Origin of the sequence: Dysgonomonas sp. ZJ279 (genome assembly GCF_011039205.1) — a bacterium.
In the GTDB taxonomy this organism is placed as follows: domain Bacteria; phylum Bacteroidota; class Bacteroidia; order Bacteroidales; family Dysgonomonadaceae; genus Dysgonomonas.
Map to the genome: position 1 here is coordinate 21,152 of NZ_JAAKEL010000002.1, position 22,022 is coordinate 43,173.

At 39.1% G+C, this 22,022-nt stretch carries 11 protein-coding genes and 1 pseudogene; 10 read left to right on the forward strand and 2 right to left on the reverse strand.

Annotated features, from left to right (window positions below):
- The first annotated feature begins 379 nt into the window (after nucleotides 1-379).
- The 10 genes and pseudogenes from G7Y57_RS03985 to G7Y57_RS04030 all read left to right on the forward strand — a co-directional run bounded on the left by G7Y57_RS03985 (nucleotide 380) and on the right by G7Y57_RS04030 (nucleotide 19,445).
- Nucleotides 380-3,358 carry a T9SS type A sorting domain-containing protein gene (locus G7Y57_RS03985; RefSeq protein WP_165020908.1) on the forward strand — a complete coding sequence of 993 codons (2,979 nt, stop codon included), beginning with the start codon at nucleotides 380-382 and terminating at the stop codon, nucleotides 3,356-3,358.
- Nucleotides 3,359-3,395: 37 nt separating this feature from the next.
- A complete protein-coding gene (locus G7Y57_RS03990) occupies nucleotides 3,396-13,229 on the forward strand; it encodes a SpvB/TcaC N-terminal domain-containing protein (RefSeq protein WP_165020909.1) in 9,834 nt (3,277 codons plus the stop codon).
- On the forward strand, nucleotides 13,207-13,665 hold the full coding sequence (locus G7Y57_RS03995; RefSeq protein ID WP_165020910.1) for a hypothetical protein: 459 nt from the start codon (nucleotides 13,207-13,209) through the stop codon (nucleotides 13,663-13,665). The genes G7Y57_RS03990 and G7Y57_RS03995 overlap by 23 nt, the downstream gene beginning before the upstream one ends.
- A 98-nt stretch (nucleotides 13,666-13,763) precedes the next feature.
- Nucleotides 13,764-14,903, forward strand: coding sequence for an RHS repeat domain-containing protein (locus G7Y57_RS18140; protein WP_165020911.1), 1,140 nt, complete (start codon nucleotides 13,764-13,766; stop codon nucleotides 14,901-14,903).
- An 8-nt stretch (nucleotides 14,904-14,911) separates the two neighbouring features.
- The gene (locus G7Y57_RS04005) at nucleotides 14,912-15,427 is read left to right on the forward strand and encodes a hypothetical protein (protein WP_165020912.1); all 516 of its coding nucleotides are present in this window, start codon (nucleotides 14,912-14,914) and stop codon (nucleotides 15,425-15,427) included.
- A 110-nt stretch (nucleotides 15,428-15,537) separates the two neighbouring features.
- A complete protein-coding gene (locus tag G7Y57_RS04010; protein ID WP_255491333.1) occupies nucleotides 15,538-16,494 on the forward strand; it encodes an RHS repeat-associated core domain-containing protein in 957 nt (318 codons plus the stop codon).
- 12 nt (nucleotides 16,495-16,506) lie between these two features.
- Nucleotides 16,507-16,965, forward strand: coding sequence for a hypothetical protein (locus G7Y57_RS04015; RefSeq protein WP_165020913.1), 459 nt, complete (start codon nucleotides 16,507-16,509; stop codon nucleotides 16,963-16,965).
- 117 nt (nucleotides 16,966-17,082) lie between these two features.
- Nucleotides 17,083-17,313, forward strand: a pseudogene (locus tag G7Y57_RS04020) (RHS repeat domain-containing protein); the annotation flags it as partial.
- 111 nt (nucleotides 17,314-17,424) lie between these two features.
- Nucleotides 17,425-17,859: a DUF5675 family protein gene (locus G7Y57_RS04025; protein ID WP_165020914.1), complete on the forward strand. Its 435-nt coding sequence runs from the start codon at nucleotides 17,425-17,427 to the stop codon at nucleotides 17,857-17,859.
- Nucleotides 17,859-19,445, forward strand: coding sequence for a phage terminase large subunit (locus G7Y57_RS04030; RefSeq protein ID WP_165020915.1), 1,587 nt, complete (start codon nucleotides 17,859-17,861; stop codon nucleotides 19,443-19,445). The genes G7Y57_RS04025 and G7Y57_RS04030 overlap by 1 nt, the downstream gene beginning before the upstream one ends.
- Before the next feature lie 467 nt (nucleotides 19,446-19,912).
- On the opposite strand, the gene G7Y57_RS04035 is transcribed toward G7Y57_RS04030, so the two are convergent.
- Together G7Y57_RS04035 and G7Y57_RS04040 are read right to left on the reverse strand one after the other, a co-directional pair.
- Entirely contained in the window at nucleotides 19,913-21,580 is a 1,668-nt protein-coding gene (locus G7Y57_RS04035) for a tetratricopeptide repeat protein (RefSeq protein WP_165020916.1), read from the reverse strand.
- Between the two features lie 28 nt (nucleotides 21,581-21,608).
- Nucleotides 21,609-21,818 (reverse strand): hypothetical protein, encoded by a 210-nt coding sequence (locus tag G7Y57_RS04040; protein WP_165020917.1) that lies wholly within the window; start codon nucleotides 21,816-21,818, stop codon nucleotides 21,609-21,611.
- Nucleotides 21,819-22,022: the final 204 nt, after the last annotated feature.

Here is a 22,022-nt window from a genome sequence, read left to right on the forward strand (position 1 = left end):
GAAAAATCTGCATGACTGTATTCTCTTTCATTTGTCAATATATATCATTTAAATAAACTTAACTAAAATAACTTAATTAATAGATAGTATATATAAATAAATAATTTAGTTTTGTATTAAATTAACAGACTTATATATTAACTAACAATAGTATAAAAAACATATATACAAGACTATAATCTATTTTCAAAATAAACAAAAAATAACAATCGGAAGGTAATTCAAGAAATTGGCTGAGGCTTATATTTCTCTGCATTTAACCTTCTTATGAGATGTTCCCTGAAACTTCCCCGGGCTAGGCATTGCCTGAAGTTTCATGTTCTGCTTTTTATATTATCTATACTAGAAGTACAAACTACCAATAATTATTACTTTTTTTATGAAGAAACGATTTACGCATTTACTTCTCCTGTCACTATGCACAGGAAGCCTCTTTGCGCAGTCGCCCGGAGGCGTAGGCAGTCCCGAACTGTGGTTTCAGGCAAGGCCTACCGGCACAGACCTGAACGGCACTTACCGCTGGCAGGATTTCAGCGGTGATTCGCTGCGTCTGAATGTATACAGCGACCAGGGAGCCGCCCTCGGAGATGAGTTTACCAACAGTTCTGTCCGTTTTTATAACGGTAACCCTGCTTTGAGCCTGAACAAATCGCTGGACACAAAAACAAGGGAGGTACGCCTGAAACGCACCAACCTGTCCCAGGCAACTATTGTCGGAGTATTCGCACCCAATGCCAACTTCGACAAGGAAATGATTCTCTACGGATTAAACGGCCGTCCCGGACAAGGTGTGTTGGTAACTACCGATAAAATTATCCCCAGCATTGAAAGTGGCAAAAGTAAATTCGATTACGGACAATCCGAAGGCATGGATTTGATGTATTCATCGGGCGATGCCGAATCAAGTGTTAATGACTTTCGGGTTAAGTCTATGCGGATAGCCGCCTATTACCGCAGCATACCTCCTGCCACTAGCATCTGGGGTGAAAAAGATATAGCTACCCTAAGCTTAGGCAGCACCTACAGTAAAACCAACGTCAACTACAATTCAACCTTTTCGTTAACTAGTAGTGAGAACAAAGCTTTCACAGGTTATATACCCGAACTTATCGCTTACAACCGCCTGCTTACACCCATAGAAAGACGCAGGGTCGATTCCTACCTGGCTATCAAATATGCCTTGTCACTCCCTGTTTCCTATATCGGAAGCAATGAAGAACTCCTCTGGGACTATGCAGCTAATCCTATATACAATAACCGGATTACAGCTATCTACAGAGACAAAAGCAGCGGGCTTTACCAATATGAATCGGGTACAAGCTATGAAGAACTAACCAATTACTCCGATCAGAACGATTACTTCTACAACAGCAGCCCTTATAACCGTTCGTCGGCTTCGCGCCTGCTTGTCTTAGGCCGTCAGGATGCCAATCCGTTAAAAGACAACGGTTACCTTTTCTGGGGAGATAATAATGCCGCTATTAAGGTTAAAGAGATAGCAGGCAAGCTGGGCTATAAAATAATGAGCCGCCAGTGGCTTGTAAAAACCAATATCACCGCTACCACACCAGCCGAAAGGACACTTGCCTGGCAGCAATACGATCTTGTTATCAGTACAAACGGGTTTAAATCGTCTGTAACAAAGTCCTCCACAACTACAGCACAGGGAGTAGCTTATACGGCTAGCCCTTTACTGGATTCGGACGGTTATCTGAGTCTGAGCGGATTTTCCATCAGCGGCGATATCTATATCAAATTCGGTTCGAATCAAAGCATTTTATCTAACGGCAGCCATGACTACGGTTATTACATCACCACATCGGGAAGCGTTTACCCGATCATACAAGGCGTGGTCTCTTCAAGTTCCGTACTTTCGGTAGCACTAGCCTCAAAGATAGAAATGGAGAAACGCGGCAACCTGGTATTCCTGCGTGTCAATGGAGTCAGACAGGCTAAGACAGAAATTATGATTGCCGCTTCAGATATAAACAAACCGTTTTATGGAGCTGTCAGTATGTTAAAAGGCAGCAGCGACAGTAAAATAGGCGAATTGCGTCACGGAGGATTTACCGATACCGGTAACAAGATTGAACTATCCTACGCCTCGACCCGTGCCGCTGAATTCAAAGACAATAACAAGGGACGCAGCTTTCTGGTTATCGACCGTTCGGGATCAGGGAGTATCGATCTGAATACTGCCGAGATCATTGAAGTGGATGAAGTAGATGGTACCCGTCAAAAAGCTATTTTCAATAATGTATTTCTGAACACCGGGGATGAATTTACCTTTATGTACCGTGAATCCGATATTGGCGGAGAGATTGAAGTAACCGATCCTACCTGTAACCAGGCGGATGGAAAAATCAAAATCAGGCTGACCTCGGGAAATCCGGCATTTAACTATACCCTGACCGATACAGGTACAGGGCAGATTGTTAAATCAGGTAAAGAATATGATTACACCATTGAGATAAACGGACTCCCGGGAGGAACTTACGACCTTGCAATCACGGAAGCCGGAGGCTTTAACTTCCAGAATATCGATGCTACGATTAAACCCACCCGTGCCAAAACCACCAACTGCCTGCCTGTTATGGACGGAGCTTTGGAATGGACAATTTCCAACCTCACCGATACCTATATGATCGGTTACACCACCTTTGTTGAAGATGTGACTAATCCGAAGAATATCATGCACTACGGACTCAAGAAGCAGGGTGCAAACATTTATGTCGTTACCAACGGAAAGGTAGCCTCATCCGTTCTTACAACGGTTGCCGTAGGCGATGTAATACGCATCGAAAAGACCATGAGCGGACTCAAATACAAGAAGAACACAGTCCAACTGGCAACAGGCAGCATTGCCTGGTACGACTACCTGTTGAAATTCTACGGACTTATCGATACCAGCTTCGGTCCTGCTGAAATACTCAATGTAACAGCAACAGGGTTCTTTAACCTTGCCGATTACAACTGGACAAGAACCGATAATATGACAATATATCAATCTAAAGACGCTATTCTTACTCACACTGTAACCCTTGAGAATCCGTGTAGCGGAGATCCGCAGGGAGGCTCTCTGCAAACTGTACAACCTGAAGCAGAAAGCGATAATATGACCGTTTATTACAAAACTGTCGGAGATACAAGAACAGTTACAGCCCGTGTAACGTTTGCAGAACCCGAGGTAGTAACCTTTACGGCTTACAGCATGACGGGAGTTCTTATCAAGAAGGTTGATCTTCCTACCCCCCGTGTATTACAGGAAGCTGATTTTGATTTTACGCAAGCAGGTGTATACATCATCAAAGCAATTACAACTAATGGGGAGTACAGTAAAAAAGTAATGGTTAAATAATAATTCTTAACACACATCGAATAAGAAAAATAAAAATATGAAGACCAGAAAGAAACAATATATACTCATCGGCACACTGATAGCGTGTGCCGGGATTTTGGGAGCTGTAACCCTCTCTCAGAAAAGTCCGCAGGAATATGCTTCGGCTTCGGCAGAAAGCAACACCAATCAGATAACGGCAACAGCCCGGGGCAATGCGGTGGACGTGCAACCGTTAGATTCAACCCGACAAGGGAAAGAAGCAGCAACAAAAACAGCCGTCATTCAATACCTTTCTACTAACAAGGAAGGTATTATCGGCAGTTACGCAGGCAAGCAACTCGACAACCCTTCGGATAATATCTTTACCATCAACCTAGACCGGACATTCTCTGAAAATGATAAAGTATGGCTGAGCTATGAACTGGAAGGCGTATCTGATTATACCAATGTACCAAAAAGCATTAACGACCGATTGGCAACAGGCGGTTATCTGGTAAAACTATCCGATAAATCGGCTTTGCAACGGGAGCAACTCAATGCTGCATGGTTGAAAAAAGGAGATAACCGGATTCAGTTCAGCTTACCAGAAAATGCACAGTACGGATACAAGGTAAAGAACCTCTCCATCGAGGTGGAAAAAGGAGCGAGTCAATCGCCGCTGATTGTAAACGCTACACAAACAAGCTATGACAATAAAGCCTATGTACATGGTTTTATTCAGGACAAAAATATAGCCGGCTCTAAAATCTATGTCGACGGAAAACAAATAAATGCTTCCAACGGCGAGTTTGAAACCGTTGTTCCGTTAAATGCAAACAGAACAGTAAACGTAAAAGCCATACTGGCAAACGGTAAAGAAGTAAGTAAAGAAATCAACTTTACAAACGGTGCTTCTGCCGATATAGAGTATGCGATGAATAACAATACAAAACAAACTTCCAAAACCTTCCAAAAAGGTATTGCGGAAGATTTGAAACTCGAAACGGCTCTGTTGAATGTGGATTCGAAAGCCCTTCTGGCAACTAAAAATATTTCGATCACTTCATTGAGGCACATCGACCTTCCTGCTTTGGATATGGCTATGAGCAATGTGACGGCTTCGCATAGGGGGTATCGTTTCCTTCCTCATGGCGAACATTTTGCAGACGGAGCTAAAGTAACTATCAAGTACGACCGTACCAAATTACCGAACGGTTATACGGAAGATGATATCAAGACTTATTATTTTGACCTCGATACAAAACACTGGGTGGCATTAAAACGGGATACGATCGATAAAAAAAATCAACTGATTGTATCTACCACTACCCACTTTACGGATATGATAAACGGGGTGATACAAACACCCGAATCGCCCGAAACGCAAGGTTTTGCACCTACGATGATGAACGACATCAAGGCGGCTGACCCTACGGCAAAAGTGCAGGTGATTGCACCTCCTGCGGCTAACAACAGAGGTTCGGCAGGATTGAGCTACGGTTTTGAGATGCCTCCGGCACGTAACGGTATGCAACCGAGTCTGGGTATTCAATACAACTCCGATGGTGGTAGTGGCTGGTTAGGCGAAGGATGGGATTTGAGCACTTCAAGCATATCGGTAGATACCCGCTGGGGCGTACCTCGCTATGACGATGCGAAAGAAACCGAGACTTATTCGATGGGTGGAAGTATGCTTATGACGATGGACGATTCGGGCGAAAGCTCCGTAGCTCACCGTGGCGATAAGATCAACCGCAAGACAGACCGTCAGTTCTATCCGAGAAACGAAGGCAGCTTCTCGAAGATAATTCGTAAAGGCAGCACTCCTGCCGATTATACATGGGAAGTAACCGATAAGTCGGGAACTAAATATACATACGGTACAGTACTTAAAGGTTCGGCAAAAACATTAAACGGAAACAAAGATGTGGTCGTAGAATGGAAACTGTCTCGTGTGGAAGAATTGCACGGCGATTATATCGAATACATTTATGAAACGGTAGACGAACCTGTTAAGGGAGGTCTGACAGCTAAAGCTATTTACCTGAAAGAGGTAAGAGCAGGTAATAAAGGAAATGATCCGCATACGGTGGTTACTTTAACAAGTACTACCCAGAAAGATAAGAAAACCAATTCGGCAAGATACGGTTTCCTTACTTCGAGTAATAAATTATTGAATAAGGTGGATATTGCTTTTGAGGGTCAAACACTCAGAAGTTATACTTTTGCTTATAAGGCAGGTGCTTTTAATACCAATATATTGGATAAGGTAACGCATCTGGATGCTTACGGGGCTGAGTTTGCAAGCCATACGATGGAGTATTATGATGACGTGGACTCGAAAAACGGGTATAAGCCGTTTAAAACAAATGCTGAGACATGGAAGTTACATGATGATGGTATAGATGCCGGGTTTATTAATCCGGTATCAAATCTGGGAGTTCCCGGATTTAGTGATAAGGCGAGTGCATTAGGGGGTAGTGTCACTACCGCAACAAGTGCCTCTTTTTATGCAGGTGTTGGTCCTTTTAATGGTGATTTAGCCACTAAAAGTATGACTGTCGGAGGTAGTTACAGTTATTCCAGCAGTACAACAAAAGGTCTGTCAACATTGGTCGATATTGACGGAGACGGACTACCGGATAAAGTTTATCAAAAAGGCAGTTCTGTTTATTACAGACCTAATGTTTCTCAAAAAACAGATTCGGAAACCAAATATGGTGATGAAATAAAAATAAACGGAATTTCAAAATTTGCAGAAACTAAGTCCTCGACCAATGGAGGAGGAGCAAAAGTCAACCCCGGATATTTAAAGTTAACAGCTGTGGCAGGTGTCGATAAGAGCAGTACAACCTCTAAAACTACAGTCTATTTATCGGATATAAATAATGACGGTCTGGTAGACCTTGTTCTGAATGGAAAAGTTTATTTCAACCACATTGAGAAAGATAACAATGGCAAGCTGATTCCTACTTTTACACTAAGTAGTGGAGACACCCCCAGTCCGATGATGGCAGGAGGTATTATAGATGATTCCGATACACAGATCGATCCCCAGGAGCAGGAAGAGTTGGTTCAAAACTCACCGATGTTAGATGCCGTTAGAGTTTGGGAAGCACCATTTAACGGAACTATCAAGATCGAAGGAAATGTTCAGTTACAGTCGCCACAAGCAGGCTATGACGAAGAGGAATATGAAAAAGCGGATGGTGTACGAGTAGCCATTCAGGTTGGAAGTAACGAGAGATGGTATAAATCTATAGCTAAAGGGGACTTCAATTCTTATCAGGCAACAGTAGGTAGTATAAGTGTAACCAAAGGACAGAAAGTATATTTCCGTCTGCAATCAGGAGCAGACCGTATGTCCAACGGAGCTTTTGATGAAGTGATGTGGTCGCCGGTTATTACTTATATAGACCGAACTAACCAGATTAATCCGAATAGTCAGGGTACGGCTGTTTACAAAGCATCAGAAGGATATGTATACAGTGAGGATAACACGCTTCGATTGAACAGTCCGGTGAATGTACTGGTAAAAGGTGCATTCGAAAAGCCTGTTACTTCCGATAATGTAACTCTACGTGTATTATTGTCAAACGATAAAATATTAGATGATGGAAGTAACAACCCCTCTTATACGGAATCAGTCGTTTATACCAAAAACTTTGCATGGGACGAAACACATACGGGAGAGCTATCCTTCAATATAAATAATGCAATTAACGGAGTGAATCTGAAATTTGAAATAGCTTCTCAAACAAATGTAGCATTAGAGAATATTAAGTGGAATCCTGTTGCTGAATATAATGTTGCAGGTAATACTATTAAGAGCCGGGCTACCGTATCTTACCAGTCTTATGCAAGTCATGTGATGGAAGGGCAGCCTTATAATCTTGCAGTGAATGGCAATCTGAAAATAGAGCCGAAATTCTCGGGTCTTCCAGCAATAGCCGATCTTTCCATCAATGGAAAACTATTGATGGCAGTAAAGAATATTACAGGATTAGTTTTAAAACAAGAAGTAACAATCACTAATGGTATAATTGCCCCAAGCTCAATAATAAATTCGCTTGCAGCACAAGCAGGAACAATTTGGGTGGAATATTATGTAATTGATAAACAACTTTTAAGTAAATTAGGAAATCCTTCTGCAATTATCACAGTTAACGGATCAAGCTCAACTATTGCCATTAATACCTTTACAACAAGAGATTATGATGGATTTGGTATAACAAACCGTGGTTGGGGGCAGTTTGTCTATAATTCCAACAACGGGCGTTATGGAAATCCTATCGCAGAGAATATGCTGAAATTACCCGAAAGTGAAAATGATACGATGGATCCTGTCTCAACGGCATTCCTTCCGATGTCTATCAATCAGAATGATACTATTCAGCAGAAATGGTCAGGGCAGAATCAAGGAGCTTTCATTGCAGGAAATATAATCAGTAGTTCCCGTTTAGGAGAGCAAAATGTTGTCCTGACAAACCCACTTTCAACCATAGGGGGTGGACAGTCGACAGGTGGTAGTTGCATACCCGGTTCCGGAGCATTTGGAGTAATACAAGAAACCAAAAGCAGCAGTATAGCCGGGATGGTGGGTGTAATGGGTATCACTACCAGTACGTCAAGCGGAGAGAGTAAAACTCTTACATCTTTTGCCGATATGAATGGAGACGGTTATCCCGACATCATTACTTCTAACCAAATACAGTTTACTAATGCAAAAGGAGGTTTTGACGGAGAAGTTATAAGTGGAATAGGTAATCATAAGAGTAAGAGCTCATCAAAAAGTGCCGGTTACGGAGGTAATCCTGTACATGCTTCTTCAAACGTTACAGCTTCAGCTAAGTACCTGAGTAATCCTTCCGAAATGAAAAAATATAAAGACGGCCTACAACAGAAAAAAGACGCTCGGACTGCAAACCAGTCGGCAGAACAAGCTAAATTACAGGTTACGCCGGCAGGTTCTATCGAAGTACCATGGAATGAAGATGAAGCGGTAGAGACTTTTATGGATGTCAACGGAGACGGTTTACCCGATAAGATTCTTTCTAATAAACAAGTACAGTTAAATATGGGTTATGGATTTTCCCAAGCTGTTGACTGGGATCTAAATTCAATCAATTCAGGTAAGAGTATATCCATCAATGCAGGGGCAAGCCTCGGATTTGATTTCGGAGGATCGAGTATTTCTGCAGGTTTTGGTTTGGCAACAACATTTAATGACACAAATTACGCTCTGATGGATGTGGATTCTGACGGGCTAGCAGATAAAGTATGGAAAGAGGGAAACTCAATACTGGTTGCATTCAATACCGGTAATGGATTTACCGGGGCTATTCCATGGCAAGGTATGGGCGATATAAGTAAATCGGCCAGTACATCAGAGTCGTTGAATGCATCATTTACAACAAGTTTCCCTATTCCTATTCCTTTTGCACCACTAAAGGTTTCTATTAATCCGGGGCTTAGTGTATCCAAAAGTATGAGCCGCACTCAATTTGACCTACGTGATGTTGATGGCGACGGTTTCCCCGAAATCGTCTCATCCGACGAAGATGGCAAGATGACGGTTTACCGATCCACGATAGCCCGTACCAACAAACTGAAATCCGTAAACAATCCATTAGGCGGCAGCTTTACCGTAGACTATGACCGATCGCAAGCCACCTACGATCACCCCGGAGGTAAATGGGTGATGAAATCCGTAGAAGTAAACGACGGTATTTTGGACGACGGAGCCAATATGAAAACCATCTTCGAATACGCTGATGGAAAACAGGAACGCCACGAACGCGAATTCTTAGGTTTCGGTAAAGTAATCACCAAGAATATCGATACCGAATCCACAGAGGCAAACAAAGTGTATCGTAAAGCCATACAGGAATACGATGTAAACTCGGTTTATACCGCAGGAAATCAGAAACGCTCGGTAGTTGAAGACGCATCGGGTAATAAATTTACAGAAAGCGTAAACGAATACCACAGCTACAAAGTAACCGCTTCAGCAGATACATACAGCTTCGTTTCCGATAACTCGATCTGTTCAGACCGTGCCATTGCCTTTACTCCGATGAAATACGCCAAATCGGTAGTATACGAAGGACAGGCGGACGGTATGACTGCCAACGAAAGCTATTACGAATATTACCTGAACGGTTATTTCGGAGACCTTAAGAGCTATAAGTACAGCGATAAGGGAACTTTAGGAAATACAGGAACAGGAGCATTCAACTATCAGACATTTGTTGAATACACCAACAATACAGCGAAGCATATACTTGGTCTTCCAGTAAAAGTACAGGTAAAAGGATCGGACGGTAAACTATACCGCCAGACAGAAGCAGCATACGACCTTGCCTATGCCAACCACCTGACTAAAGTAACCCAAACACTGGATGAAGGAGGCAATAAAGCAGAGATCGATATTACGTATGACAAATACGGTAATATTACTCGCAAAACACTTCCTGCAAACAGCAAAGGACAACGGATGTTCTATAAATACCTGTATGACCGAGACTATACTATGTATGTGGAACGGGTGGAAGATGCCTTCGGCTATCGCAGTGAAATGGAAAACTACGACTACCGTTTCGGTATTCCATTGACAACCCGTGATATGAACGGCTATACGCTTGAATCTACTATCGACCAGTTTGGGCGTGTAGAAACAATCACTGGCCCTAACGAACAAGTATTGGGACTACCTTATACTATTAAGTTCGAATACCATCCGCAAATTGTAAAGGATGCGACAGGCATTAAATCGCCTGCCTATGCCCTAACTAAACATTACGATCCGCAAAACCCGACAGACGATCTGGAAACAGTAACATTTACAGACGGATTCGGTAGAGCCATACAAGTCAAAAAAGACGGTGTAATTACTGAAACGACCAACGGAACCAATCCGGTGGATAAGAAGGTAATGATCGTTAGCGGACGTGCCAAGTTTGACCCATTTGGTCGTGTAAGAGAAGCATTCTATCCTGTATCTGAAAATATGGGAAGCAAGACAGTGTTCAATCCTGCATTCGATGCCGTAACTCCGACTAAATCGCAGTACGATATTATGGACAGGGCGGTAAAAACAATCCTGCCTGATAACAGTGAATCACTGATGGCTTATACCAAAGACAACAGCAGCCGTACATTAGTAACTACCGTTACGGATGCTATGGGAGGCAAACAATCGACCTTTACCAACGGTTCGGGATTAACCACCAAAACAGAGCAATTGTCAGGACCTGACGGAACGATTACCACCCGTTTCGAGTTTGACCCGATCAACCAGTTATTAAAAGCGATTGATAACGGGAACAATGAAACCGTATCGGCTTACGATATGGCAGGTCGTCGTACGCAGGTAATACACCCTGCATCGGGAGTAACAAACCTAAAGTACGACAATGCAAGTAACTTGCTCACTAAACAAACCGCTAATCTGGAAGAAGAAGGTAAGTTTATTACCTATGATTACGAGTACAGTCGCTTGTTATCGGTTAGCTATCCGAATCATCCTGAAAATAATGTGAAGTACAGTTACGGTAACAAAAACGCTTCACACAACCGTGTGGGACGCTTGATGTTACAGGAAGATGCCACCGGAGCACAGGAATTCTTCTACGGCAGATTAGGCGAAATGACCAAGGTAAAAAGAACGGTGATTATACCTAATCAGGCGATCGCGTCCTATGTTACCCAGTGGAAATACGACTCATGGAATCGTATCGAGGAAATGATTTATCCTGACGGTGAGAAGATCAGCTACAGCTACAATACTGCCGGATTGCTCGAAAGCATGAAAGGGGAAAAAGCTTATTCTTACAACTATGTGAACAAGCTGGGGTATGACAAGTTCGAGCAACGCATCTACATGAAATACTGTAACGGAGCAGAAACCAACTATTCATATGACAACGAGCGTCGAAGATTGTCTAATCTGATGGTTATTTCGGGTAAAGACACCCGCAAGCAGATAATGAATAATGCTTATTCTTATGACAAGGTAGATAATGTACTGAGCGTAATCAACACCGCTCCTGCACCCGTAACAGGTATGGGAGGGCAAATGAGCCATACCTATAATTATGATGGGCTGTATCGTCTTCAAAGTGCCACAGGTACTTATCAGGGAACAGGAACTAAAACAGCTTCCTATACGCTGGAAATGGCCTATGACAACCTACACAACATCACGGCTAAGAAACAGCATATGCAGCAACAGGGCATCCAGTTTGATGGTATCCTTAAAGCCGGTTATGATTTGTCTTATGCTTACAGTAGTGAGAAACCTCATCAGATTGCTAATCTGAAAGATGAGAATTACCGTACCGAAGGTGATGCCGCTAAGGATAAGATTACTAAAGACCATGCCTATGAGTATGATGCTAATGGAAATCTGGTGTATGTAAATACAGCACGTGAAAAACAGGACGGACAGGCGAATGAAAAAGCCAACGAACGCAAACTGCTTTGGGACGAAGAGAACCGTTTACAGGCTATTAACGATAACGGGTTTATCAGCGGTTATTGGTATGATGCCAGTGGAGAAAGAGTCATCAAAACCTCAGGAGACGATGAAGGTATTTATGTAAATGATGTGTTCAGCGGAGGACGTACCGAGACGGCTAACTTTACGGCTTATATCAATCCGTATCTGGTAGTCAGCAAAGGCGGACAGTATACTAAACATATTTACATCGGTAGTCAACGTATCGTTAGTAAACTGGGTGATCTGGAGAGTTACGGACAAGACCCGCGCAGGTTAGAATATGCAGGTTCGGAAGTAGATGGTGCTAAGGTAGACTACAAAGCTAAATACCAACAAAGCCAGCAAACTATCAAAGACCGTTACGCATATTTTGAAGTACCGTATTACGGAAAAGATAATGACGATTATGTGAATGGTGGCGGTTTCTGCTGTAATGATGCTCCGACAACCCGTTCTTTTGATCCTTCAAAAAATGATAATCCTGAGTTGTATCAGTTTTATTATCACTCGGATCATTTGGGAAGTTCATCATTAATTACTAATTTGGACGGCGAAATTGTGCAGCATATTGAGTATGTGCCGTTCGGAGAGGTCTTTATCGAAGAACGTAACAATAAGTGGAATACGCCGTTCTTGTTTAATGCCAAAGAGTTGGATGAAGAGACGGGATTGTATTATTATGGGGCAAGGTATTATGATCCGAGGACGAGCATCTGGATAAGTACCGATCCGTTGCAAGAGAAGTATCCGAATATTAGTAGTTATGCGTATTGTGCGTTGAATCCAGTGAAATATATTGATCCGGATGGAAGAAAAGTAGTGACTACGAGTAGTGATGCTCAAAGAAATATTTTGAATACATTAACAAAAGATGAAGCTAAATTTATTCAATTTAATAAAGATGGAAACGTTGATCCATCAAAGATAAATGAGGGAAATAGCAATTCTGAAAATTTCACAGCGTTAAAAACATTAGTAAATAGTACAAGAACTTATAAAATTGCTGTAACAGAAAAAGATGCAGAAGGAAAACCTTTCACAGGCGAATCTAAGAGTGGTAACTATTATTATGGATTAACAGCAGTACCAGACCCTGCAGAGTATGGAACTAAATCTATAGATAATGATATTTGGGTATACACTAGTTCTTTGCTAAGCGAAGGTAAACAAGCCGAAAATACAGCTCATGAAGGGTATGGTCATGCGTACTTCTATGAGTTGAGTAAGACTGACCCAAGCGTAGATCCCTGGCATAGATTCGTCAATGAGCCTTATACAGAGTGGGATGATGAATTGAAAATGAATGTTTATGGTTCTGTGTTTGTTAAAGCAAATAAAAAATTAGAAGATCACATTGAAGTTGTAGCATCACAAGCCCGAGATAATTATGAAAGTAAAAAAGATGATTAAGAATCTAATGATTATTCAAGTTTGTATATTAGTATCCAATATTAGTATTAGAGCACAAGAAAAATTATATTCTATAGAAGAGAATCTCATATCAAAAAAAATAAAAATATGTATCCCTAATAATTATAACAAAGATACGTTTAATTATGATGAAGGCGTTTACATAAGTTATACATATAGAGATTTATCAAATATTACAATATTTGAAGGTTCAATGGTAAGACTACCTCTTTTAAATGAGAATGAAGGGTTTGTTATAGAGAAAACCGATACAATACAAAGTAAAATATCTTATACTGGCAATCTGAATAATAAATATTGGAGAGAAGATGCCTATAAAACTATTAGAGTTTATTATAAGAACGTCAATGAAGAGAAGAAATATTTATTTGACTTAATACTAGACTCTTTGTGCTTCTGTTCTATGAAAGATTAGCTAACTCTATTTGGCTGTAGCTCTATATCAACCCTGTCAGGATAAACTGTCAGGGTTGATCATTTAGATATTTCAACGGAAAAGACTACGAAGATTAAGTGAATGGCGGCGGTTTCTGTTGTAATGATACTCCGACAACCCGTTCTTTTGATCCGGGTAAGAATGATAATCCTGAGTTGTATCAGTTTTATTATCACAGTGATCATTTGGGTAGTTCGTCTTTAATTACTAATTTGGACGGTGAAATTGTGCAGCATATCGAGTATGTTCCGTTCGGTGAGGTGTTCATTGAGGAACGTAATAATAAGTGGAATACGCCGTTCTTGTTTAATGCCAAGGAGTTGGATGAAGAGACGGGATTGTATTATTATGGGGCGAGATACTACGATCCACGCACGAGCATTTGGATAAGTACTGATCCTCAAGGAGAGAAGAATCCAGACAAAACCACTTATCATTATTGTTCTAACAATCCATTTAGTAAAATAGACCCAGATGGAGAGGCTGATTTCTATGATCAGAAAGGAGTCTGGAGAGGAACAGATGGTCAAAATAATAATCATGTATATGTTGCTAAAGGTAAAACTTTAAGTGCAATTAATAAAGCTACTAAAGTTGGACAATATTATAACGGAAATTTGGTTGATAGTAAGACCTTAGCTAGAATTCCAGATAATGCAACCAGAACAGCCGTTGAAGCAAGTGTTGCAAATACAAGAGCACATGGACTTGAATTTGGAGGACATAAAACAACAAGTGGTAATATTCAGCAATGGGATGGAGGTACCCCAGCCAGAATAACAGAAACTCATCCAGATGGTAGTACAAAAAAAGTTGTGGCCTCTATCGCTACATTTATGATAGGAGGGACAAGACAAGCACCGGCATATGGTGATGTTGAACATTATTGGCATATTCATCCAACGGTAAGCATAGGAGGCCTTAATTTAGGTGCTTCAAATCCTTCTCCAGCAGATTATACTTTTCAAGGAAATATGGAAAATGGAGGCTATTTAAACAATGCATTCCTAGTTGGATCAAGAGATAATAAAGTTCAATTCTATAATAGTACAGGTAATTCTATTAGTATGAAGTATTCTACTTTTCTTGGAGTAGGGTCTGTTAAATCAGGGAAATCTTGGGATAAATTTAATGCAATTAGAAGTTCATTGCCAACCCCTGCTGCTTTGCCAGAAAGTGCTCCAGATCCAAGCGGCAGAATGGCTCCTCTACAATAATTTAAAATATGAAAAAGCTTGTATTAATAAATATTTTAGTCATTTTTACTATTATGTCTTGTAAATCATATTCAAAGTTGACATTTAAGAATATTGAAAAAGTTCATAAAAAAACTGAAAAATTAATTCTTGACTTGACAAATGATGGTAATAAGGTGTTTTTTTTCTATTCAACATACTCTTTAGAGTCATTTGTTTGGATTCATGAAAGAGATACTTTAAAACTATTTACTGTAGATAAAGAAAAAATATTATCAGAAGAATTTACCATTAACAATAAAAATAAGAACTTTGATTCTTTAGGAAGTTTCACAGGTTCAGATCATCTTTTTCCTTATGCATTAGACGGAGACATTGTTGGTTTTTCACAAATAAACAAAAATGGTAAAACAGATAGAACATCAATCCCTGTAAATGGTAAGTTATTTGTGGAAACGAATTATCCTGATGAATATGTATTAGCTAATATTTTAAAACGTGACATATTATTTATTTCATTAGTGATAGGAAAAAATATCTATTAGCAATACATTTTAATAGGAATTCTACTTTTAGACAAGAAAATCCCGCCCTTCATTAAGTTTGGCGGGATTTTATTTTATATCATTTGAGAAGTTTGTCTTTAATTACTAATTTGGACAGGGAAATTGTGCAGCATATCGAATATGTGCCGTTCGGTGAGGTATTTATTGAGGAACGTAATAATAAGTGGAATACGCCGTTCTTATTTAATGCCAAGGAGTTGGATGAAGAGACTGGATTGTATTATTATGGGGCGAGGTATTATGATCCACGGACATCTGTTTGGATAAGTACTGACCCCTTGCAGGAGAAGTATCCGAATAAGACGCCTTATCATTACTGTTCTAACAATCCCGTAAATATGGTTGATCCTGATGGAAGGGATGATTATTATAGTAGTTCAAATGGGAAGTTGCTAGGATCAGATAAAGGACCTGGTGATAATATGCGATTGATGGATGATGAAAATTTCAAGAATATTAACTCAACAGATAAGAAACAGTTTGATAAGATGATAGAATTGCAAAAAAATAGTAAAATTATAACTATTGATAAGGAGAAAATCAATCAGGATATGCAAAAAATTGCAGATTTGTCATTTGGAGATAATAAAGTTGAGCAACAGTTGTATATTCTGTTAGATAGAAAAAATGCTAAAATATCGTCTGAGATTGGAGCTTCTGGGACAAATGGAGAAACTAACTTAGAATACTTTCCTGCACCTTCAATTGGAAGTCTGTTAAGAAATAATCCAAATACTGATCAAGGAGAAGATGCTAGAGTGTTATTAATTGGTCAAGTTCACTCTCATCCAAAAAGTACAAATTCCAATGTTATAACTCTAAAAACAATGTCTCCTGATAAAGATGCAGTTACAGCAAGGAGAGTTCAACTTCCAATCTATGGTATTGATGCAATGGATCCGGTAAATGTAGGAACTTCAGTTTATATCCATAGAGTCTCACCAAGCGGAGCTATAACTACTAATGTTGGAAAAACATCAACGGGTTTTGATATTGGTTCTCAAGCCTTAAGGCTATGGGGGAGAAGTGGTACACCTCAATTTTAATGTTTCAATAATATGAAAAAGATAATTTTATTTTTTATTTTATGTTTGTCTTTCTACAATTCTTATTCTCAGGAAATAGATTCAATTATATACATTTTACCCGATAAGGTTGAAATCAAATTGAATGAAAGAATAGAAAGTATGAATTTACCTGATTCTTATGAAGTAGCTTTTTCTTTAGAAAGAACCGATTCTTTATATTTTAGAATTGGAGTAAAGAATTATCCAAAAAATAGCATAACGTTTAGTAATATAAAAAGATTTTGCATTGTTAATGATAAGACAATTCCTATCATTTCTTTTGATTATGATTATATCTTTGGAACACCTTACCCTAACAAAATTGGTAAGTTTGGTAAACGTGAAGGGGAAGTTTTAAGAAGAACCGTGATATTTGAAGGATATGAAATAATCTTTGATAGGTTGGGTAATATACACCGAGAATTATATGGAGTACAAGTACCTAAATAAGAGAATTATGTTTAACACTCGATCCTTTCGGATTTCTAATCCGCTATAAAACAACAATCCCGCCACTCATAAATAGCTTGGCGGGATTGTTGTTTCAATAAGTTAATAATGCAAGTAATTACTAATTTGGACGGTGAAATTGTGCAGCATATCGAGTATGTGCCGTTCGGTGAGGTATTTATCGAGGAACGTAATAACAAATGGAACACGCCATTCCTGTTTAATGCCAAAGAGTTGGATGAAGAAACTGGGTTGTATTATTACGGGGCAAGGTATTATGATCCGAGAACTAGTTTATGGATAAGCACGGACCCACTTCAAGAGAAGTATCCGAATATTAGTAGTTATGATTTAATATCGTCTCTATTTTTCTTTTATATACTCTATCACCTATCTTATAATTAACCATCCAATCTTATTCCTTCCTATTCTTTGATATAACCACAAATTATGTCAAAGATGAGATTATTACTCAAACGAAAATTTAAAGGAGAAACATATACTATAAGCGACTTATACATCGATGGAGTTTTCTTCTGTAATGTTATAGAAGATAAGGTCAGGAGTCTTCCCATAACCTGCTCCAAAACACCCAAAGGTTTAGCCTGTACCTGTAAAGAAAAAATATATGCTGAAACTGCTATTCCAGCAGGAACTTATAAAGTTACTATGGAGTACAGCCCACGATTCAGACGAGTACTTCCATACTTGCATATTGTACCACACTTTATAGGAATATTAATTCATTCGGGCATCGATGAAAAAGACAGTGCAGGTTGCCTGATAGTAGGTTTCAATACGGTAAAAGGTAAGGTGCTGCAATCGAGAGTTACATCCGATAAGCTGAATACGATATTGAGTACTCAGAAGGAAATCACAATCGAGATAATGTAATGGCGAGTAATAAACTAAAACCGCCTAAGTCTGTCCGAATTGATTTTAAGCCGTCACCTCGTCAATACGAATTATGGAAGCTCTTACAACCTGATTTTTGTCCTTTATGTGGTGGAGGTATCGAGCAGATATTGATAGGTTATGATATTAATCAAAACCCACAATACAAACCGCATTGTGTTAAGTGCCTGAATCAGAATTTACCACAGCTTATACTCGGAGGTGGCGCTGCGGGCGGGGGCAAGAGCTATCTGGGTAGTGTATGGCTTATCAGTAGTTGTATCAGGTTTGATAACATTCGTGCTGTTGTTGCGCGTAAAACGCTCAAATCTTTGAAAGAATCAACATGGAACACGATAAAATCAGTATTAAAGGATTGGGGATTGAAAGAAGATGTAAACTTTAAAATTAATAATCTGGAAGGTACACTCTTGTTCTGGAACGATTCAGTCATCATCATGAAGGAGATGGCAGATATTCCCAGTGACCCGAACTTCGAGCGTTTCGGTTCTTCGGAATACACAATTGCCTTGGTGGATGAATGTTCCGAGATTTCGGAGAAAGCAATTGAGGTACTGTTCTCCCGTCTTCGATGGAGAACGCATGAGACATTTAAGACATCACGGATGCTGATGACTACAAACCCTACAACAAACTGGGTTCGTGGTCGATTCGTACAGGATGAAAACGGGGAAAAGGTTACAACAAGGGAAGGTGAAGCATACGTTCCTTTCTCAGTATACGATAATCCGAATATTGCCTTCAGACAGACATATGAAGCAGCATTGAATAAAATTCGTGATCAGGCTACAAAAGAAAGGTTACTATATGGCAACTGGGATTTTGTGGAAGCAAATGATATGGCTATTTATAATAAGTTTGACGGAGCAAAACATCTAATCACAGGCTTGAAAGAACAAGTTTATAACCCGTCCAAACCTTTAATAACTGTCTGGGATTTCAATGTTGCCCCTCAGATGTCGGCACTGACAGCGCAAATCGATTACGATACAAAGAAGGTATTTATCTTAGAAGAGATATTGGGTAAACCTGAGAATAAGGAAAACAATACTCCGGCCTTGTCAAGAAAGATGAAGAATAAACTGTACAGGGATAAACATATCGGAGGGGTAGATGTAACGGGTGACCCTTCGGGTTTGCAGCGAAGTACAGTCAACGAAGATGGTATCAATAACTATACGGTAATACTGGATATTCTGGGTAGTGGCGTTCTACGCCCGAAACTAAAATTATTGAAAAAACAACCGCCACAAGTAACACGTTGCGATTTCGTCAATGAGGTATTTACTGGTTATAATAGTTGGGAGGTACAGATAGATATACGTTGCAGGAAATTGACAGAGGATTTAATATATCAATTAAAGAACAATGACGGGACAAAGTGTAAAGCGAAGGTGACCGACCCAAAGACGGGAGTTAAATACGAGAGATATGGTCATTTATCGGATTGTCTGGATTATCTGTTATGCTATTACCTACGTGATACGTGGCATAAGTTTAAAAGCGGAAGCAGTGACAGTAATATATTATCGACAGCCGTAATACATGAGGGGTTCAGTTATTAAGGTTCAATATTTCTTTTGCTTTAAGCAACATATCAGGAGCAGTAATGAAAACATGGTTACTAATATCGCAGGTATATGAATAAACAATCTTACTGAAAGCAAGAGGGCGAATATAAGAAGAAGCGAATTAATAATAAAGACACACTGATAAGTCACAACTTTATTGATTCTGTAATTCATATAATTGGCTAAACCTGCAAAAATGAGTCCTAAGCCCGTTCCGATAAACCAAAATGAAACTTCATCGAAAGCCGGATAAAAAACAAAAGTTGATAAAATATGTACGATTCCCAGCAGAACCGTACCTGCTATTGCAAGTGTATATAAGTTCAAATTCATGTATCAAAAATAAGCATATTTTTGATGTGAAATATATTTTTGATTGATCATTTCATTCTACCCCAACAATAAAATATCCGGAGGCAGTGTCCGTTATTTGTTACTGACAGCAGTTATACATGAAAATTTTAGTTATTGATATTGGAGAACAATATTTTATCTATCTGTGCATCGGACAATCCTGCTCTTTTGAACTTGTGTTTTATAGCCAGTTTGATGGGGTGAATTCTATTAACGGATATTTTCATTATATTGGCGATATCCGTTTTTGTAAAGTGGTAACAATACAGTCCTAGCAGTAACAATTCGGAATCACTAAGGTATGATGTAGCACTTTTACCATTAGGAATGTTCATGAGATAATCTTTAGCCCATTCAATCAGTTGATTATTGGAAATTTGTCTAATATTCTCTATCAGTTCCTTAATGCTTATATATATCGTCGGCTTTTCTTTGGCTCCGTATTCTTCTGCCAACATATCGACTTCTTTATCGATAGCCATCCACTCGTTCGATATTTTGCGATATATATTTTGAAGAAAAATCAGACTGTTGGCTTTCTGGTCGTATTGTATTTGCAATAACCTGTTCTTTTCCTTCTCCTGCTGATTTCTTAGGCGCATATTCTTAGCTTTGAAATAACTGATACAGATTATCATTGAAACCAGCAATACACCAATGATAAGCAGCAGATAAAAACGGGTCTGAACGGCTTCTAATTCTTTCTCCTTCAAGTCTAGTTGATATGTATTTTCAGCTTGAATAAGTTTATTGGCTAGGTCAGCTTCAGCGATCTTTTTATCATAATCCCTTTGTAATTGTGTGTAATAATGTGCTTCTTTGTAATTACCTGTTTTTACATTATAATCACTCAGTGCCCCGTAGATACTTCGCGGTATGTATGAGTCTGTTATTTCGGAAAGTCTTTCTTTTAGCAGGTTAGTATAGTAATTAGCTGAATCGAGATTGTTGCTGAGATTGTATACCGTTGACAAATTTAGATAGAGTTGAAGTGTATCATCACGGCTCATTTCAGGTATTATTGACTGACGAAAATAATTAATTGATTTTTCATAATCACCCTTATCTCGAAGAACGAGACCTAAATTGCTGATCAAAATAGACTTATACTCAGAGTTATTAAGATTATGAGCCAACTCTAACCCTTTATTGAGATATAAATAAGCACTATCTAATTCTTTGATGTCCTGATATGCCACTCCAAGGAAATTTATCGCCTGCAACTTGTTTAACTCTGCTCCACCTGCTCTATTATAGCACTCCATCGCCTGCCCAATTCGGACAATAGCACTATCCATTAATCCTTCTCCATAGTAAATATGGGCAATGCTGTGTAAACTGCGACCTGCAAGCAGATAATTTCCGGCTTGCCTTGCGTATCGTTCCGCAGACATATAACATAAAAGCGATTTATCTAATATCTTCTTTTCATCATAGACTGCTGCAGAATAATAATTTGCTAAGGCTTTCTTGTCAGGATTAGTTCCTTTATCAAAATATTGTTGTGCGGTGAATATTAATGTATCTGTGGTAATATCCTGATTGGTTTTGTATTTTGATTGTACACGTGTCATAATATATTGCATATAGTTATCGGTATCCATCTCTTCAGGAGAACGGATTGAATCAAGCAGTATAAAAGCCTGTGATGGATTACTTTCAACTATACTCTGTGCCTTTTGTAGCAAATTCACTGACTTTTCCTTATTGTTACAGGAAATAAGTATAAGTGAAAATATGAGTGGAAGTAATGCTTTAGCAGTATACAATTTCATTAATAATTAATAGATTAAGTATATAATACTATTTACCTTTTATTCCGATCACCACTGAATCGGGTTTGGATTCTATTGTTGACTTTGGTTTCGTTCCGGGTTTAGCTCCATCATCCATTGTTTCAAATGAATAACTATCATTCTCTGAACAGGATGTAGTAATGATAGCAAAGAGGCTGATAAATACAATAAATAGTATTTTTACTTGATTTTTTTTTAGAAGAGATAACATAGCCATAGTAATAAGGTTAATTTAATAATGTAAAGTTATTTCAATAAACCTCTGTATTCAAACAAAGTCAAAAGCAAACCATCATTGTGATTCGCCTGTTATAATATAAATGACTGTATATGTGTAATATAATATGTGATATACCGCCATTTGCAGCAAAATTGTGGTATTATATTTGCCAGTTAAATGGTCGAATATTAAGATTTATCT

What these genes read in the sequence shown, in the direction of transcription:
- G7Y57_RS03985 (WP_165020908.1), top strand. Translation starts at nt 380, where the DNA reads ATGAAGAAACGATTTACGCATTTACTTCTCCTGTCACTATGCACAGGA.
- G7Y57_RS03990 (WP_165020909.1), top strand. Translation starts at nt 3,396, where the DNA reads ATGAAGACCAGAAAGAAACAATATATACTCATCGGCACACTGATAGCG.
- G7Y57_RS03995 (WP_165020910.1), top strand. Translation starts at nt 13,207, where the DNA reads ATGAAAGTAAAAAAGATGATTAAGAATCTAATGATTATTCAAGTTTGT.
- G7Y57_RS04005 (WP_165020912.1), top strand. Translation starts at nt 14,912, where the DNA reads ATGAAAAAGCTTGTATTAATAAATATTTTAGTCATTTTTACTATTATG.
- G7Y57_RS04015 (WP_165020913.1), top strand. Translation starts at nt 16,507, where the DNA reads ATGAAAAAGATAATTTTATTTTTTATTTTATGTTTGTCTTTCTACAAT.
- G7Y57_RS04025 (WP_165020914.1), top strand. Translation starts at nt 17,425, where the DNA reads ATGAGATTATTACTCAAACGAAAATTTAAAGGAGAAACATATACTATA.
- G7Y57_RS04030 (WP_165020915.1), top strand. Translation starts at nt 17,859, where the DNA reads ATGGCGAGTAATAAACTAAAACCGCCTAAGTCTGTCCGAATTGATTTT.
- G7Y57_RS04035 (WP_165020916.1), bottom strand. Translation starts at nt 21,580, where the DNA reads ATGAAATTGTATACTGCTAAAGCATTACTTCCACTCATATTTTCACTT.
- G7Y57_RS04040 (WP_165020917.1), bottom strand. Translation starts at nt 21,818, where the DNA reads ATGGCTATGTTATCTCTTCTAAAAAAAAATCAAGTAAAAATACTATTT.